This window comes from Pseudomonas sp. 02C 26 (assembly GCF_002843585.1).
Classification (GTDB): domain Bacteria; phylum Pseudomonadota; class Gammaproteobacteria; order Pseudomonadales; family Pseudomonadaceae; genus Aquipseudomonas; species Aquipseudomonas shirazensis.
The window spans coordinates 3,091,863-3,107,964 of the sequence record NZ_CP025262.1 but is presented as its reverse complement, the minus strand read 5'-3'; the positions used below and the strand labels follow the sequence as shown (position 1 = coordinate 3,107,964).

Below are 16,102 nucleotides of genomic sequence, written 5' to 3'. Positions count from 1 at the left end.
GTTAACGAGTGGTCGACAGCGTCAGCTCAATGAGCTGCCGGGCGTAGCGAATCAGTGAGAACACCTGCTCGAGTTGGGCGTCAGGGAGTCGCTCGAGGCCCACCGTCAGGGCCGGGCGCTCGGCAAAAGGCAGGTCATAGGCACCGATCAGCAGCTGTCCGAACAGCGCGGCGGGCAACTGCTGACGTTCTTTCCAGCTCACGTCGTCCTGCAGCCGTAGCAGCGCTGAAAGCAGCAACTGAATGCCGGTGTGACGCGCACTCATCTGTTCGCCGTGGTCGGGTGCCAGTGTGAAACCCAGGCCATCCGCGTGTGGACTGACCATGGCACAGACATCGGCATAGGTAGCGAGCTCTGATGCCAACTCGGCGCAGCGCCCACGCAAGGCGCTGAGGTCATCTTTTGCGAGGGGCTGGAGTGCCGGCGAGTCCACAGGCACCCGAACGGCTTCATGGTCGTCTGGCCCTTCAGCGAATGGCGGTTCTTCAACCAGGGCCTGACGGATTTTGGGAAGACGTGTTTCCTGTAATGGGGTCGTGGTGCCGTCGCCGCTATCGCCCTGATCAGTGCCGGTCAACTGCAGTGGCGGTTTGGGGATGTCGTCAACACCCCAAGACTGTGGCCGTGCGCCGCATGGTCGATCCTGGAGCAGTCGCTGGGCGGCACTCGGCTGCGGCGGTGAGGGTTGGCGTTCTTGGTGCAACTCTAGGGCCAGCAGGCGCGGTGTCTGCTTGAGAAACACCGCCATCCTGGCCAGCAGTTCGTCCTGTAAATCGCTCGCGTCTAGCTCGGGCTTATCACCGTCATACATCGACAGTACTTCGACCCAGAGCTGCACAAACTCTAAGGCTTCGCCAAAATGCTGGTTCCAGATCGACTCCGCCCGGCGCCGCAAGCTGATGAGCCGTGCGATGGTCGGCTTGCCGAGGCCGGCGTACAGCACCTGCGGGATAGCAGGCAGCAGGTACTCAAGCGTGTCGAACATGCGGCTGATCTGCGACTGTGAGATCGGGTAGCCGCCTTGGCTCAGACGTGAAGAGAGCTCACGCTGACTCAGTGATTCGTCAGCCCCCTGAAGCATGCCCTGCAGTTGGGCCACGGCCAGGGCCCGCTCAATGAAGGTGAGCTGGCCATGCAGATCGCTTTCGGCCAAGTGTCCTAGCAATGCATGAGCCTCGGACCGCCAAGGCCGAAACAGGCAGTGGATGCGGAAAAACCGTTCCTCGCGGGTTTCTTGCCAGAGCTCGGCAAGAATACTCAAGCGCGTGTTGCCGCCGTTGCGGATGATGAAGTGCGGTTCGTTCGGGCGGCGGGTGATGGACGGCGGCTGGTCCAGCCCGCGTGAGCGGATCGAGGCCTTGATGTCGTCGTAGAGTGGGTTGCGGACCACGCGCGGGTTCAGCTCATAGGGGCGCAACTGCTCAAGGTTGACCACCATCGGGGTATCAGCGATCGGTACGGACGAAATTTCGCGGTCGGGGTTCTGCGGAAAATGTGCCTTCTGCAGTTGGCGCGTAATGTCTTCGGACGTTGGCGGCTTCATTACCAATCCTCCGTTCAGCCGCGACGGACCAGTACGTGTCCAGCAGCAGACAGTGGGCCTGAATAGCGTGCATCCAAGCCAAGAAGCTGGTCGGTCCACTGAGGGAATAGCTCGACGGCCAGCGCGCGCATCACCGTGGCAGCGCAAGGACTGCGGCTGCCGGAGGGTGGCATAGGTTCCACTCGGTGCACGGGAAGCCCCTGCGAAGCGGCATTGGTGTAGGCCACGCGGTCGGGAATGGTCGTGGTACAGACGCTGACATGCGGATCGGCTTGGAATGAAGCTTGCAAGCTCTGCATGATCAAGCGGGTGTCGCGGCGATTGGCATTGACCTGGTTTAGCAGCAGCTTCATCGACGGCAAGGCGACGCCCAGATAGCGGTAGGGCCCCAACTCCTCGAACATACTCAGAGTGCCACGGCGCAACTCGCGTGCCGCGAGCATCTCCGGCGGCACTGGGCACAGCGCGCAGTCGGTGGCTAGGATCACCATCTCCACCACCACGCTGCGGGCCCCTTGGGTGTCGATGATCAGCACATCGTACTCATCTTCGAAGGCTGAAAGCAGGTTACGCAGCCGCAGTCGGCCATCGGCTGCGTGCAAGAGCAGGGTGCTGATGTGGCCGGCACGGTCGTTGGACACGATCAGGTCCAGGTGTTGAATGACAGTGCTGGAAATCACCAACTCTGGAGTCGTGAGCCCCTGCGTGATGAGTTCATAGCTGCCTGCTTCACGGGCCTGGCGCAAAGCGTAATAACTGGACAGCGTGGGCTGGCTGTCCAGATCCAGCAGCAGTACACGAAGGCCGGCATCGGCGAGCAACCCACCCAGATTGGCTGCCACGGTGGTTTTGCCGGCGCCGCCCTTGGTTGAGATCAGCGAAAGGACTTCCATGATTTAGCCTCCGCTGGAAAGGCGGTCTTGGACCCACTGCTCGATTTCCAGCGAGTCCCAACCGACAGCGCGTGTGCCAATCCGCCGGCATTGCGGGAACTGGCCGGCCTTCATCAGGTTGTAGATGTGCGAGCGCTTGAAGCCGGTTTTTTGTTCCACCTCATCGCGGCGCATGATGTGGCGGTCGACAGGGAGAGATGCAGAGCTGGTCGGTTGCATGATGTCACTCCGTAGCGCCGGGTGGCGCGTGGTGGGATGTGACAGTCAGTGAAGGCTCACTGAGGCCAAAAAACATTGTCAGGCAATGGCTGGCATTGCCTGACAATGCTGCGTCACGCCCGGGAAACTTGGGCGAAATGGCGGCGAGCCTCGGCAAACCTCCGATCAAGGGTACTTTTACTAAGGCCACTCACTCGCGGGAAGCGGCGGGTGATTTCCTCGACCAAGGCCGCCTGGCTTGGATAGACGGACTGGACCTGGCCGCTGTTTGATTTGCCCAGTGTGGCTTGCAGCACGGCACCGATGAGGGTGTTGTGCGCCCCCTCGGACACCTCGGAGGGTATCCCGCAGGCTTCTAGCCGTTCCGACAACTGCCTGTTGAGTGCCATAAGCGTGGCCATTTCTTCCGTAGTGGCTGCTAGCGCCTCACGCATCTTTTCGAGGGCACGCTGGGAAGCCTCCAGCTCTGCTTGCTTGACCATGTACATACTGAGGCTGATGCATTCAGAGTGATCCAGGCTTTGAGGAAACAAGAAGGCGGGCTTTTCGGTGGGGTAGTTACGTACGAACCAAACCAAGAGATCGGCACGTCGGATGGAACAATACTCTCGGTGCGCATGGGATCTTGAACTGAGCGGACACCCCAGGTAGGTTGCGGGCAGCTCGCCACTGAGGATGGCGTCATAGATACATTCAGTGTAGATGTGGAGGAAAGGCCATTGTGGAAAATGCTTCAACAGACAACCTGGCTGGGAGAGGTCAATCCGCAGAATCTCCTCTTCGTGCTCAGCTAGGTCACACCACAAAATAGCGGCGTCAACGGGATGGTAAGAGCTTCTGATCGAGATCATGGCACACAGCTCCTGCTGCGTTCGTCCTATAATCGCTGGCGGGGGCGGTGCAGGGCCTCTGTCGAGCGAGCCAATCTAAAAGATCTTGTTTTGATCCAAAGGTGGTGACAAATTCCACCTTGGTTGGTTCTGCCAACCAGACTCCACCGCGACAGGTTTCGACGTGATCCGCCTTGAGACTTCGTGCTCTCAAAGCGATCCTGAATTCACAAGTCATCGTCAGTAAGCTCTATAAATTTAGTGCGAGATTGAAGGGCAGACTGTAACTTGTTCGATCCGAGAGTCTGACGTTCTAGACTACGTTCTCAAACATGACAGGCGTGTTAGCTTAGCTTTGCTATTTTTGGCACGTTGAATTCCGTTAATAGATTGACAGCGCCACGTTGCCGGCTCCTCCAGTCCAGTTCTGAAATGGTTCGCCTGGTTCTCCACTATAAAGCGGTAGTTGAGCACTGACGCGCCAGCGTACTGCTACCAAGTGCCAAATCTGTTAGCCCGAATTTTACCTCACCGAGTGACGCGGCTGTCGGTGGATTCTGACGGATCGAGGTGGTAGTAGACCGGAGCTGTGGTGTCCGATTTTACTGGGTCTAGCCTTGCCAGGCGTTGCCATTGAGGTCCAGGAAGATCCACGTAAAATGCGCCTAGGGTGCAAGGGGTCGAGTGTTCGAATCACTCCGTCCCGATCAAAAACTCCAAAGAATCCAGTTACTTAGCGGTGGCTGGATTTTTTTATGGCCGACCTACGCCAAACCCATGCAAAACTAGCCGGCGATTTCGCCGATATCTAGGTCCGCTTCGACCTCGGACCAGATCACATCTGCCGCTGCGCAGCACGTCAAAATGATCTAGTTCCCAGCTCGCGTTGACCTCGGAGCTATTACGGTAACGGTCATAGCTGGGCGTGGCATCAAGCACTTGCCCGGTGGCGTTTCCACCGACTGCTAGGCACGTGCGGCTTGGCCAGTAACGGTGGCGCAAGAGAGTAGTGCCGCGTTGGCAGCACCCACCCAGGCGCGTGTCTGGCGACTCGTACTTGGGCCTGGGTTATTTCGAGGTTTTGGACAAGTGGCTGCTGACCAGGGCACTCCATTGCGGATCGCCAAAGCCTTCCCACCAAAGCTGAAAGTTTGCAGCGGTTGCTGCGGTTCGGGCCTCTACCGCTGCCCGGCGGGTGTATTGCTGTCAATGGAGCAAGATTACGGAACCCATGCAGAGTGTTCTGGAGAGTCGACTCAGGTAGTGACTGTGACCTAGATTGGTCACAATCTGTCAATCAGTTCGCCACGGAGTTAAGCTTTGGTCATGAATGAAGATATGAACACCTCGACCCTACGTGGCCCGCTGGATCATGAGATCCGCGACCAGATCATCAACGCGGCGACGCAGCATTTCGGCCATTACGGTTACGAAAAGACCACCGTCTCGGATCTCGCCAAGGCAATCGGTTTCTCCAAGGCCTACATCTATAAATTCTTCGATTCCAAGCAGGCCATCGGCGGGGTGATATGCAGCAATCGCCTGGCCATGATCATGCAGATCGTCGAAGCCGCCATTGCCGAGGCGCCGACCGCATCCGAAAAAGTAAGGCGCCTATTTCGCTCGATTTCCGAGGCTGGCAGCGATCTGTTCTTCCACGATCGCAAGCTTTACGACATCGCCGCCGTCGCGTCGCGCGACCTGTGGCCGTCGGTCAAGACTCATGAGCTGCGTATCCGCGAGCTTATCCAACAGATTGTCCTCGAAGGCCGACAGTCTGGGGAGTTCGAGCGCAAAACACCCCTGGATGAGGCCGTCAATGCAATCTTTTTGATGCTGCGCCCCTACGTCAACGCGGCTCAATTGCAGTACAACCTCGATACAGCGCCTGAGGCCGTCGTACTTCTGCCGGCACTGATATTACGCAGCCTGGCACCTTAGTTATCGGGCTGTGACCATTGACAGGATTGGTCACTAGATTAAGAATGTGGTTCCTCTCTTGCTCTTGAGTAACGGAACCCATGCGCCTCAAGCCAGCCACCTTCGTCTTTTGCGTATTGCCTATCGTCTTGGTGGCGTGTGGCGAGTCATCAGTCAGCCAAGATCCCCGCAACAAGCCGCCGCTGATCAGGGCGGCGGCGGTCCAGCAGTCGTCCGAGGCGGGCCGATCATTCACCGGAGTTGTGGTCGCACGTACCCAGAGTGACTTGGGCTTCCGGGTGTCGGGCAAGATTCTCGAGCGCTTGGTTGACACGGGTGAGACGGTCAAACGCGGCCAGCCGTTGATGCGCCTCGATCCCGTCGACCTGCAACTACAAGCGCGGGCGCAGCAGGAGACGGTCGCTGCCGCTAGGGCGCTGGCCAAGCAGACGGCTGATGACGAGGCGCGTTATCGCAGGCTGGTAACCGCCGGCGCGGTATCGGCGTCGCGCTATGATCAGATCAAGGCCGCCGCCGACTCCGCCAAGGCTCAGCTCAGCGCTGCCCAGGCTCAGGCTGATGTGGCGCGCAATGCCACGGGCTACGCAGTGTTGCTGGCTGACGCCAATGGGGTGGTGATGGACACTCTGGCTGAACCCGGCCAGGTGGTCAGTGCCGGCCAGGCGGTGGTGCGATTGGCGCGGGCGGGGCAGCGGGAAGCTGTCGTGCACCTTCCTGAAACCCTGCGCCCGACGCCGGGCTCCACAGCTCAAGCTACGTTGTATGGCAATAGCGGCGCTGCTGTGGCAGCCAAGCTGCGCTTGCTCTCTGAGGCTGCCGATGCCACCACCCGAACCTTCGAAGCCCGGTATGTGCTTGACGGCGCGTTGGCGAACGCGCCACTTGGCTCCACCATTACCTTGAATATCGCAGAGGACAAGAGCGCTACTCAACTGCCGCAGGTACCTATCGCCGCGCTCTACGATCCAGGCAATGGCACAGGGGTGTGGGTAATTGCTGGCGAGCCTGCGAAAGTCTCCTGGCGGCCCGTTCAAGTAATAAGTATCAGTGATGATACGGCGCGTGTCGCTGGCAAGCTCAAGGCTGGCGAGCAAGTGGTTGCCCTAGGTGCCCACCTGCTGCGTGATGGCCAGGATGTGCGGCTTGCGCAAGCGGCTGTCACGCCAGTCGCCGGGAGCCAGCGATGAGCGAGGGGCGTTTCAACCTGTCCGCCCTTGCGGTTCGCGAGCGCTCTATCACACTGTTCCTGATTCTGCTGATCGCGGTGGCCGGAACGCTGGCGTTCTTTCAGTTGGGCCGTGCCGAGGATCCGCCGTTTACCGTCAAGCAGATGACCATTATCACCGCATGGCCAGGCGCTACCGCGCTGGAAATGCAGGATCAGGTCGCCGAGCCGCTGGAAAAGCGCATGCAGGAGCTGAAGTGGTACGACCGCAGCGAAACCTACACTCGCGCTGGCTTGGCTTTCACCATGGTGTCGTTGCGCGACAGCACGCCGCCGTCGCAGGTGCAGGAAGAGTTCTACCAGGCCCGCAAGAAGCTGGGCGATGAAGCCAGAGCGTTGCCTGCCGGCGTTATCGGGCCGATGATCAATGACGAGTTCTCCGATGTGACCTTCGCGGTGTATGCCCTGAAGGCAAAGGGTGAACCACAGCGCCAGCTGGTGCGTGACGCCGAATCGCTGCGTCAGCGGCTGTTGCACGTGCCAGGGGTCAAGAAGGTCAATATCATCGGCGAACAGGCCGAGCGCATCTTCGTGTCGTTCTCCCATGACCGGCTGGCAACCCTGGGTGTGACCCCGCAGGACATCTTTGCTGCACTCAATACCCAGAACGCCCTGACGCCCGCCGGTTCGGTGGAAACCAACGGGCCGCAGGTCGTCATGCGCCTGGACGGTGCCTTCGACAAACTGGCAAAAATCCGCGAGACACCGATTGCCGTCCAGGGTCGTACGCTGAAGCTTTCCGATGTGGCTACCGTGGAGCGCGGCTACGAGGACCCGGCCACCTTCCTGGTACGCAACGATGGCGAGCCCGCTTTGCTGCTCGGTGTGATCATGCGCGAGGGCTGGAACGGGCTTGACCTCGGCAAGGCGCTACAGGCAGAAACCGCGAGCATCAACGACGCCATGCCGCTGGGCATGACGCTCAGCAAAGTCACCGATCAGGCCGTCAATATCGCCTCGTCCGTTGACGAGTTCATGGTCAAGTTCTTCGTCGCGTTGCTGGTGGTCATGCTGGTCTGCTTTATTAGCATGGGCTGGCGCGTCGGCGTCGTAGTTGCCGCTGCCGTGCCGCTGACGCTGGCCATCGTATTTGTGGTGATGGCCGCCACGGGCAAGCACTTCGACCGCATCACCCTGGGCTCGCTTATCCTCGCATTGGGCCTGTTGGTAGACGACGCCATCATCGCCATCGAAATGATGGTGGTGAAAATGGAAGAGGGCTACGACCGCTTCAAGGCGTCGGCCTATGCCTGGAGCCACACCGCCGCGCCGATGCTCTCCGGTACGCTGGTCACCGCCATCGGCTTCATGCCCAACGGCTTTGCCCAGTCCACGGCAGGTGAGTACACCAGCAACATGTTCTGGATTGTCGGCATTGCCCTGATCGCCTCATGGGTGGTGGCAGTGGCGTTTACCCCCTACCTGGGCGTGAAGTTGCTGCCCGATATCAAGCAGGTCAAGGGTGGCCATGCGGCCATCTACAACACCCGCCACTACAACCGTTTCCGCGCGTTGCTGGCGCGAGTCATCGCCCTTAAATGGGCGGTGGCCGGGACGGTCATCAGCTTGTTCGTGGTTTCGGTACTGGGCATGGGGTTGGTAAAGAAGCAGTTCTTCCCGACGTCCGACCGCCCCGAAGTGCTGGTCGAAGTGCAAATGCCGTACGGCACCTCCATCGAGCAGACCAACGCCACAGCAGTGAAGGTTGAGTCATGGCTGCGCGAGCAGGAGGAAGCGAAGATCGTGACCTCCTATGTAGGGCAAGGCCCTCCCCGCTTCTTCCTGGCCATGGCGCCGGAACTGCCCGATCCGTCGTTTGCCAAGATCGTGGTACTGACGGATAGTCAGGAGGCCCGTGAGGCCCTCAAACTGCGTATTCGAGAGGCCGTCTCCGAAGGGCTGGCGCCCGAGGCCAAGGTGCGCGTCACGCAACTGGTCTTCGGCCCGTACTCGCCTTACCCGGTGGCCTATCGGGTGATGGGGCCAGACCCGATGCAACTGCGTGAAATCGCCACCCGTGTGCAGGGCGTTCTGCAAGCCAGCCCGATGATGAGAACCGTGAACAGCGACTGGGGCCCTCTGGTGCCAACGCTGCATTTCTCGCTGGATCAGGATCGCCTGCAGGCCGTTGGCCTAACCTCTAACGCAGTCGCTCAGCAGCTGCAGTTCCTGCTCAACGGCGTACCGATCACCACGGTGCGCGAAGACATTCGCTCGGTGCAGGTGGTCGGCCGGGCAGCGGGGGATATCCGTCTCGATCCGTCGAAAATCGAGGGTTTCACACTGGTTGGCTCAGCCGGTCAGCGCATTCCGCTGTCGCAGATCGGCGTAGTCGATGTGCGTATGGAGGATCCGATTCTGCGCCGTCGTGACCGCACACCAACCATCACCGTACGGGGAGATATTGCCGAAGAGCTGCAGCCGCCAGACGTCTCGGCAGCAGTGTGGAAAGACCTGCAGCCGGTCATTGAAACCTTGCCAACTGGCTACCGCATCGAAATGGCCGGCTCTATCGAGGAATCGGGAAAGGCCAGCCAGGCGATTCTGCCGCTGCTGCCGATCATGATCGCCCTGACGCTGCTGATCATCATCCTGCAGGTGCGCTCGATCTCGGCGATGGTCATGGTCTTTCTCACCTCGCCACTGGGGTTAATCGGCGTGGTGCCGGTGCTTCTGCTGTTCCATCAACCGTTTGGCATCAACGCCCTGGTCGGGCTGATTGCACTGTCAGGGATCCTGATGCGTAACACGCTGATCCTGATCGGGCAGATCCATCACAACGAGAACGAGGGCCTGGAACCGTTCAATGCGGTGGTCGAAGCCACCGTACAGCGCGCCCGGCCCGTGTTGCTGACAGCACTGGCAGCGATTCTTGCCTTCATTCCGCTGACGCACTCGGTGTTCTGGGGAACCCTGGCTTATACCCTCATCGGCGGCACGTTTGTCGGCACCATCATGACCCTGGTGTTTCTGCCGGCGATGTACTCCATCTGGTTCAAGATCCGCCCCAGCCGACTCGGCGATGATTCGAGCGTCACGGCGAAAGCCTGACGCAGCTCCCGGGCACGCGTTCTCCTGCGGCCAGGGAGAACGCCGACCGACAAAGAGAGGTTCCAATGGGCAACGTTCAGCAGCAGAAACGCATCGTGGTAACCGGTACTGGCATCGTCGGGCCACTGGGCTGTGGTGTGAATGAAGTGTGGCGCCGCCTGCTGGCCGGGCGTTCGGGCATTCGCACACTGCCCGCGCACATCACCGAAGGCACAGGCGTGGCGGTGGGAGGACAAGTGCCCACGCTCGAAGAAGACGCGCTGGCGGGCTATCAACCCGAACAGATCATCGCGCCGAAAGAACGCAAGAAGATGGACCGCTTTATCGAGTTTGCGCTGATTGCCGCTCATGAAGCGCTGGAGCAGGCAGGCTGGCACCCGAGCAGCGAAGCCGAGCAGGCACGAACCGCAACCATCATCGCGTCCGGCGTGGGCGGGTTCGGCGCCATGGCAGAGGCCGTGCGCACGACCGACTCACGCGGGCCGCGCAGGCTGTCGCCGTTCACAGCCCCCTCGTTCCTGGCCAACATGGCAGCAGGGCATGTGTCCATTCGCAACGGCTTCAAAGGTCCGCTTGGCGCGCCGGTTACCGCCTGCGCCGCAGGTGTTCAGGCAATTGGCGATGCCGCTCGCCTAATCAGAAGCGGTGAAGCCGATATCGCCATCTGCGGCGGTACGGAAGCGGCTATCGACCGCGTGACCCTGGGCTGCTTTGCGGCGGCGCGCGCGTTGTGTACCGGTTTCGCCGAGAACCCGCAGCAGGCCTCGCGCCCGTTTGATCGTGACCGTGACGGTTTCGTGATGGCCGAAGGTGCCGGGCTGCTGGTGATCGAATCACTGGAACACGCCCTTGCGCGTGGTGCCACGCCGCTGGCCGAACTGGTGGGCTACAGCACAAGCGCCGATGCCTATCACCTCACCGCAGGGCCCGAGGACGGCAGCGGTGCCCTGCGCGCCATGCAACAAGCGCTGCGACAGGCAGACCTGAGCCCGGGTGATGTGCAGCACATCAACGCCCACGCTACCTCTACCCAGGTTGGCGACAACGGCGAGCTGACCGCTATCCAGGCGCTATTTGGCGCCGACGCAGGCGTGGCGATCAGCTCGACCAAATCCGCCACCGGCCACTTGCTTGGCGCTGCCGGTGGCATCGAAGCGATCTTCACGGTGCTGGCGCTGCGTGACCAGATTGTGCCGCCGACACTAAACCTGAACAATCCGGACGAAGCAGCGGCGGGTTTAGATCTGGTTGCGCTGAGTGCGCGCAAAATGCCGATCACCCATGCGCTCTCCAATGGTTTCGGTTTTGGCGGCGTGAATGCCAGTGTGTTGTTCCGCCGCTGGGAGGCAACGCCATGAGCGGGCAGCACCAGGCCACGAGCGAAATCGTGATGCCTACAGAGACCGGCACTCCGCTGACCGGCAAAGTTGTGGCTCTGCTGGCTGCGCTTTCGGCGATCAGCATTTTGTCCACCAACATTATCCTCCCCGCGTTTCCGGACATCGGCCAGCAGCTAGGCGTATCGTCCCGCGAGCTGGGCCTGACGCTTTCCAGCTTCTTCATCACCTTTGCGCTTGCGCAATTGGTGGTTGGGCCGCTGGCGGATCATTTCGGTCGCATGCCGCTCGTGCTCGGCGGCCTGTCGCTTTTCGTAGCAGGCACGTTGGTCGCCGGCTTTGCCGGCTCACTCGATATGTTGATCTGCGGACGAGTAGTCCAGGCGCTGGGCGTTTGCGCCGCGGCTGTGCTGGCTCGCGCCATTGCACGTGACCTGTTCGAAGGCGAAACGCTGGCGCGAGCATTGTCGCTGACCATGATCGCCACCGCGACAGCCCCGGGTTTCTCACCGTTGCTTGGCAGCTTGCTTACCACCGCGTTGGGTTGGCGAGCGATTTTCGTTTTGGTTGGCGTTGCGGCTGTGGTCATCGCGTTTTGCTACGCACGTGGCCTTGGCGAAACGCTGCCGCCTGAGCGCCGAGCCACACAGTCGGTAACGCAGGTAGTGGGCGCCTACTGTCGGCTGATCACCGATGGACGCTTCATCCTTCCGGGTACAGCAGTGAGCTTGCTTATGAGTGGGCTGTTCGCATCCTTCGCGGCTGCACCCGCGATCCTGATGAGCGGCATGGGCTTATCGTCCTTGCAGGCAGGGTTGTACTTCGCTGTCACAGTCTTCGTGGTCTTCGCTGCCGGCATGGCCGCACCGCGTCTGGCACGACGTTTTGGCAGCCGTACGGTCGCTACCTTGGGTCTGACCACAGCAATGCTAGCCGGCTGCCTTCTGCTGGTCGGGCCCAACTATCCAGGCCTGGGTTGGTACTCGCTATCGATGGCGATCTTTCTGTGGGGCATGGGCCTGGCCAACCCGTTGGGTACGGCCATCACCATGGGGCCATTCGGCAAGGAGGCGGGGCTTGCGTCGGCATTGCTCGGCTTTCTGACTATGGGCGCTGCAGCGATCACTACCTGGCTGATATCGGTTCTAGACTATCCGCCGGTATCGAGCTTAGGAGTTATCCAGACGTCAGTTTGTTTAGTGGCGCTAACTTTGTTCTGTTTGAATAACCAGACCGAAAGACGTAGGGATAGACATTAGAAACTTGGTATAGAACCCGATGGCGTGCCGCGAGAGGGAGCTTTTGGCCGATAACAGCCGTCGCGATGGGCTGTTCTGGGTCGATTGAAGCCATCCACCACTGACTTCTCAGTGAGGGGCGATTCACTAAGCGTATCTAATGTTGCACCTATGCATAGCGGGTATATCTGAAATAAACAATCGCTAGTCGTTTGATCTTGGTCAGTGTCGCATACTCAATCCGCACTGCATTGCGGTCCGCTCTTGCTGCTTACTCACGCCATGAAACCTCAGTGCAGCTGGCACGCTCAGGGGCGACAGCGCTTATTGCCTTGGGCTTCGTGACCGCAGCAATTTGAATGGCGCAATGAGGTTCGTACGCTTGCGCGATGAGCGATGGTCGAAAGCTTTCTTAGCCAGAATGCTTACTCATCTGATGGCTATTGCCCCCCTCACTCGTCGAGCACAGCCAAGCCAAAATACTAGAGAGGGTGAAAGCATGGTCTTTAATCAGCCAATGGGCGGCAATCAAATGCCCCGGTTTGGTGGTCCGGCGACAATGATGCGCTTGCCAGCTGCTGCAACTGCAGAGGGCCTGGATGCTTGTTTCGTCGGTGTCCCACTTGATATCGGTACCTCCAACCGATCCGGCACGCGTATGGGGCCCCGTCAGATCCGCACCGAGTCCTGTCTGTTGCGCCCGTTCAACTTGGCGACGGGAGCCGCGCCGTTCGAAAGCCTTCAGGTTGCAGACATCGGCGATGTAGCCATCAATACGTTCAATTTGCCTGACGCGGTTAAGCGCATTGCTCACGCGTACCACGACATTCTTGCCCATGATGTCGTCCCGCTAACGATGGGCGGCGACCATACCATTACTTACCCGATCCTACAGGCTATCGCCAAAAAACACGGCCCAGTCGCCCTGATTCACGTCGACGCGCATGCCGATGTTGGCGAGCACATGTTTGGCGAAAAAGTGGCCCATGGCACGGTATTTCGGCGTGCTTACGAGGATGGTTTGATTAACCCCGATCTGACCTTCCAGATTGGTCTGCGCGGCACCGGCTACTCGCCCGACGACTTGAACTGGTCGCGTAGCAAGGGTTTCGAAGTGATCACCGGGGAGGAGTGCTACGGGCAAATGCTCCAGCCAATCATGGAGCGAATCAGCGCCAAGATTGGTGATCACAAACTGTACATTTCGTTTGATATCGATGGCCTGGATCCTTCTGTTGCGCCGGGTACCGGCACGCCGGAGATTGGTGGTCTCACCGCGCAACAAGGCCTACAGATTATTCGTGGATGCAAGGGCAAGCAGGTCGTCGGGGCTGACGTGGTCGAGATTTCTCCGCCCTACGATGCCAGCGGCAATACCTCGTTGGTGGGGGCGAATTTGCTGTTCGAGATGCTTTGCGTGTTGCCCGGTGTCCAATATCACGTTTGATCAGTCCTGATGACCCCTCTAGGTGCCGAAATGCAAAGTACAAAAAAGACACTGCATGACAAAGATGTCAGTTCCTTGATGCACCCTTATACCGATGCGCGTGCCCACCAGGACATCGGGCCATTGGTCATTGAGCGCGGGGAGGGTATCTATGTATTTGATGATCAGGGCAAGCAGTACATCGAGGGCATGTCGGGTTTGTGGAGTGTCGCGGTAGGCTTCAGCAACCAACGCCTGGTGGCAGCTGCGCATCAGCAGATGAGCAGGCTGCCGTACTACCACATCTTCAACCATAAATCGCACAGGCCGAGCATCGAGCTGGCAGACCGCCTGATCTCAATGGCACCTGCGCCAATGAGCAAAGTGTTTTTCACCAACTCGGGCTCGGAGGCAAACGATACCCTCATCAAAATGATCTGGTATCGCAACAATGCGCTTGGCCTGCCCGGCAAAAAGAAAATCATCAGCCGGCGCAATGCATATCACGGTATCACCATCGCGAGTGCCAGCTTGACCGGACTTGTCAACAATCATCGGTCTTTCGATCTGCCATTGCCGGGTGCTTTGCACGTTAGCGCTCCCCATTTCTATCGCGGCGGGTTGGCGGGAGAGACCGAAGAGGCGTTCGCCAGCCGCCTGGCGGCGGAGCTGGAGGACATGATCCAGCGTGAAGGACGCGAGACGGTCGCCGCTTTCATTGCCGAGCCAGTGATGGGGGCCGGCGGAGTCATTGTGCCTCCGAGGACCTACTGGGAAAAAATTCAGGCAGTGTGCCGGCGCAACGACGTGTTGCTGCTCATCGACGAAGTCATCTGCGGGTTCGGTCGCACGGGCAACATGTTCGGCAGCGATACCTATCAGATTCAGCCCGATGCAATCGTGGTTTCCAAGCAATTGTCCTCCTCGTATCAACCTATCGCGGCGGTCCTGGTCAATGATTCGATCTTTGAACCCATAGCAGACGAAAGCCAGCGCATCGGAACGTTCGGCCATGGTCTTACCGCCAGCGGGCATCCTGTCGCGACCGCTGTTGCCTTGGAAAATCTCAACATCATTCGGGATGAGCGCCTCGTCGAAAATGCTCGGCATGTGGGTGAAATCATGCATGCCAAGCTACAAGGGTTCGCCGGTCATCCATTAGTGGGTGAGGTAAGAGGCGTTGGTCTGATCGCAGCGGTTGAATTGATCTCCAGCTACGAGCCGATGAAACAGCAGTTCGCCGTGGGCAGCCTGGGTCGCTACATGGCAGGTCGTGCCCAGCATCATGGCCTGATTACGCGCCCGATCGGTGACGCCGTCGCCCTGTGCCCACCACTTATCACCAAGCCGGCGGAGATGGACCAGATCATCAAACGCCTGGAACTGGCTTTGACCGATACTTACGCGTGGGCTACCCGGTAAGCCACTGCCGCTGAAACAGAGGGCGCCTCCGGGGTGGGCCAAGCACCGGTAAAGGTCGTGAAAATGTCAGGGGTGCTGCGCGTCTAAAGGTTGACTTGAGCCGCTGGCCCGAGTCAACGCCAGGCGTGCACGGCCCTCACTCGCCAAGAGCAAGTCCAACTAAATCAATAAGGACTCGTCCATGAAAATCGTCACCCGTGATCGTTGGTTTGAGCTGCAGCGCTGTCAGGATGGAGTCACCAAGATCCATGAGCCGTATGTCCGTCCCTTCTACCGGTGCAACATGTGGCACATTCAAGGCCGTGATCGCGACATTCTGGTCGACAGCGGCTCAGGGCTTGTCAGCCTGCGGGAGCAATTGCCTTGGTTGACGGAGCGACCGCTGCTGGCCGTTGCCAGTCACACCCATTTCGACCACATTGCCGGTCATCACGAATTCGACCAGCGACTGGTGCACCCGGCGGAAGCCGACATCTTGGCGAGCCCCGATGGTGAGCGCACGTTGGTCTCCAGTTTCCTGGGCGACGAGATGTTCGAAGCCCATCCTGACTGTCCTTTGTGTTATGCGGAATACCGCGTTAAAGCTGCGCCTGCGACCCGTACAATCGACGAAGGCGATGTGCTCGATCTGGGCGACCGTACCTTGCAGGTATTGCATACGCCCGGTCATTCACCGGGAGGTATCAGCCTGTGGGAAGCGGCTACGCAAACCCTGTTTTCCGGGGACATCATCTACGATGGGCCGTTGATCGAGGACGTATACCACTCTGATCTCGACGATTATGCTGCCAGCCTCGAACGTCTGCGTCAGCTGCCGGTGCGTACCGTGCATGGCGGGCATTTTCCCAGTTTCTCCGGAGAACGCTTGCGGGGCATGATCGACAATTGGTTGAAGACCCACGATTGAAGGGCAGTGCAGGCCCGCGCAGGTACTGGGCCAGCCGCCTTGCGGCTTGGCTGATTGCTTGGGGTTTGCG

12 protein-coding genes are annotated in these 16,102 nt (G+C 59.6%); 8 read left to right on the top strand and 4 right to left on the bottom strand.

What is annotated here, in order from left to right:
• Position 1 precedes the first annotated feature (1 nt).
• The 4 genes from CXQ80_RS14105 to CXQ80_RS14090 form a co-directional block, all read right to left on the bottom strand.
• Positions 2-1,543 (bottom strand): ParB family protein, encoded by a 1,542-nt coding sequence (locus tag CXQ80_RS14105; RefSeq protein WP_101320505.1) that lies wholly within the window; start codon positions 1,541-1,543, stop codon positions 2-4.
• 14 nt (positions 1,544-1,557) lie between these two features.
• Positions 1,558-2,436, bottom strand: a complete 879-nt coding sequence (locus tag CXQ80_RS14100; protein ID WP_101320503.1) for a ParA family protein — start codon at positions 2,434-2,436, stop codon at positions 1,558-1,560.
• Between the two features lie 3 nt (positions 2,437-2,439).
• Positions 2,440-2,655: an AlpA family transcriptional regulator gene (locus CXQ80_RS14095; protein WP_101320501.1), complete on the bottom strand. Its 216-nt coding sequence runs from the start codon at positions 2,653-2,655 to the stop codon at positions 2,440-2,442.
• Between the two features lie 113 nt (positions 2,656-2,768).
• Positions 2,769-3,506, bottom strand: a complete 738-nt coding sequence (locus CXQ80_RS14090) for a hypothetical protein (RefSeq protein WP_101320499.1) — start codon at positions 3,504-3,506, stop codon at positions 2,769-2,771.
• Between the two features lie 1,305 nt (positions 3,507-4,811).
• Between CXQ80_RS14090 and CXQ80_RS14085 the strand changes: the two genes are divergently transcribed.
• From CXQ80_RS14085 to CXQ80_RS14050, 8 genes are all read left to right on the top strand, one after another.
• Complete coding sequence (locus CXQ80_RS14085) at positions 4,812-5,426, top strand: TetR/AcrR family transcriptional regulator (RefSeq protein WP_101320497.1); 615 nt, start codon at positions 4,812-4,814, stop codon at positions 5,424-5,426.
• A gap of 80 nt (positions 5,427-5,506) precedes the next feature.
• Positions 5,507-6,613, top strand: coding sequence for an efflux RND transporter periplasmic adaptor subunit (locus CXQ80_RS14080; protein WP_101320495.1), 1,107 nt, complete (start codon positions 5,507-5,509; stop codon positions 6,611-6,613).
• A complete protein-coding gene (locus tag CXQ80_RS14075; RefSeq protein WP_101320493.1) occupies positions 6,610-9,702 on the top strand; it encodes an efflux RND transporter permease subunit in 3,093 nt (1,030 codons plus the stop codon). Before CXQ80_RS14080 ends, CXQ80_RS14075 begins: the two co-directional genes overlap by 4 nt.
• A 65-nt stretch (positions 9,703-9,767) precedes the next feature.
• Positions 9,768-11,060, top strand: a complete 1,293-nt coding sequence (fabF, locus tag CXQ80_RS14070) for a beta-ketoacyl-ACP synthase II (protein ID WP_101320491.1) — start codon at positions 9,768-9,770, stop codon at positions 11,058-11,060.
• Positions 11,057-12,298: a multidrug effflux MFS transporter gene (locus CXQ80_RS14065; protein WP_101320489.1), complete on the top strand. Its 1,242-nt coding sequence runs from the start codon at positions 11,057-11,059 to the stop codon at positions 12,296-12,298. Before fabF ends, CXQ80_RS14065 begins: the two co-directional genes overlap by 4 nt.
• Positions 12,299-12,776: 478 nt before the next feature.
• Positions 12,777-13,724, top strand: a complete 948-nt coding sequence (gene speB, locus CXQ80_RS14060) for an agmatinase (protein WP_101320487.1) — start codon at positions 12,777-12,779, stop codon at positions 13,722-13,724.
• A 30-nt stretch (positions 13,725-13,754) separates the two neighbouring features.
• Positions 13,755-15,125 carry an aspartate aminotransferase family protein gene (locus CXQ80_RS14055; protein ID WP_101320485.1) on the top strand — a complete coding sequence of 457 codons (1,371 nt, stop codon included), beginning with the start codon at positions 13,755-13,757 and terminating at the stop codon, positions 15,123-15,125.
• A 181-nt stretch (positions 15,126-15,306) separates the two neighbouring features.
• On the top strand, positions 15,307-16,032 hold the full coding sequence (locus tag CXQ80_RS14050; RefSeq protein ID WP_101320483.1) for an MBL fold metallo-hydrolase: 726 nt from the start codon (positions 15,307-15,309) through the stop codon (positions 16,030-16,032).
• Positions 16,033-16,102 lie beyond the last annotated feature (70 nt).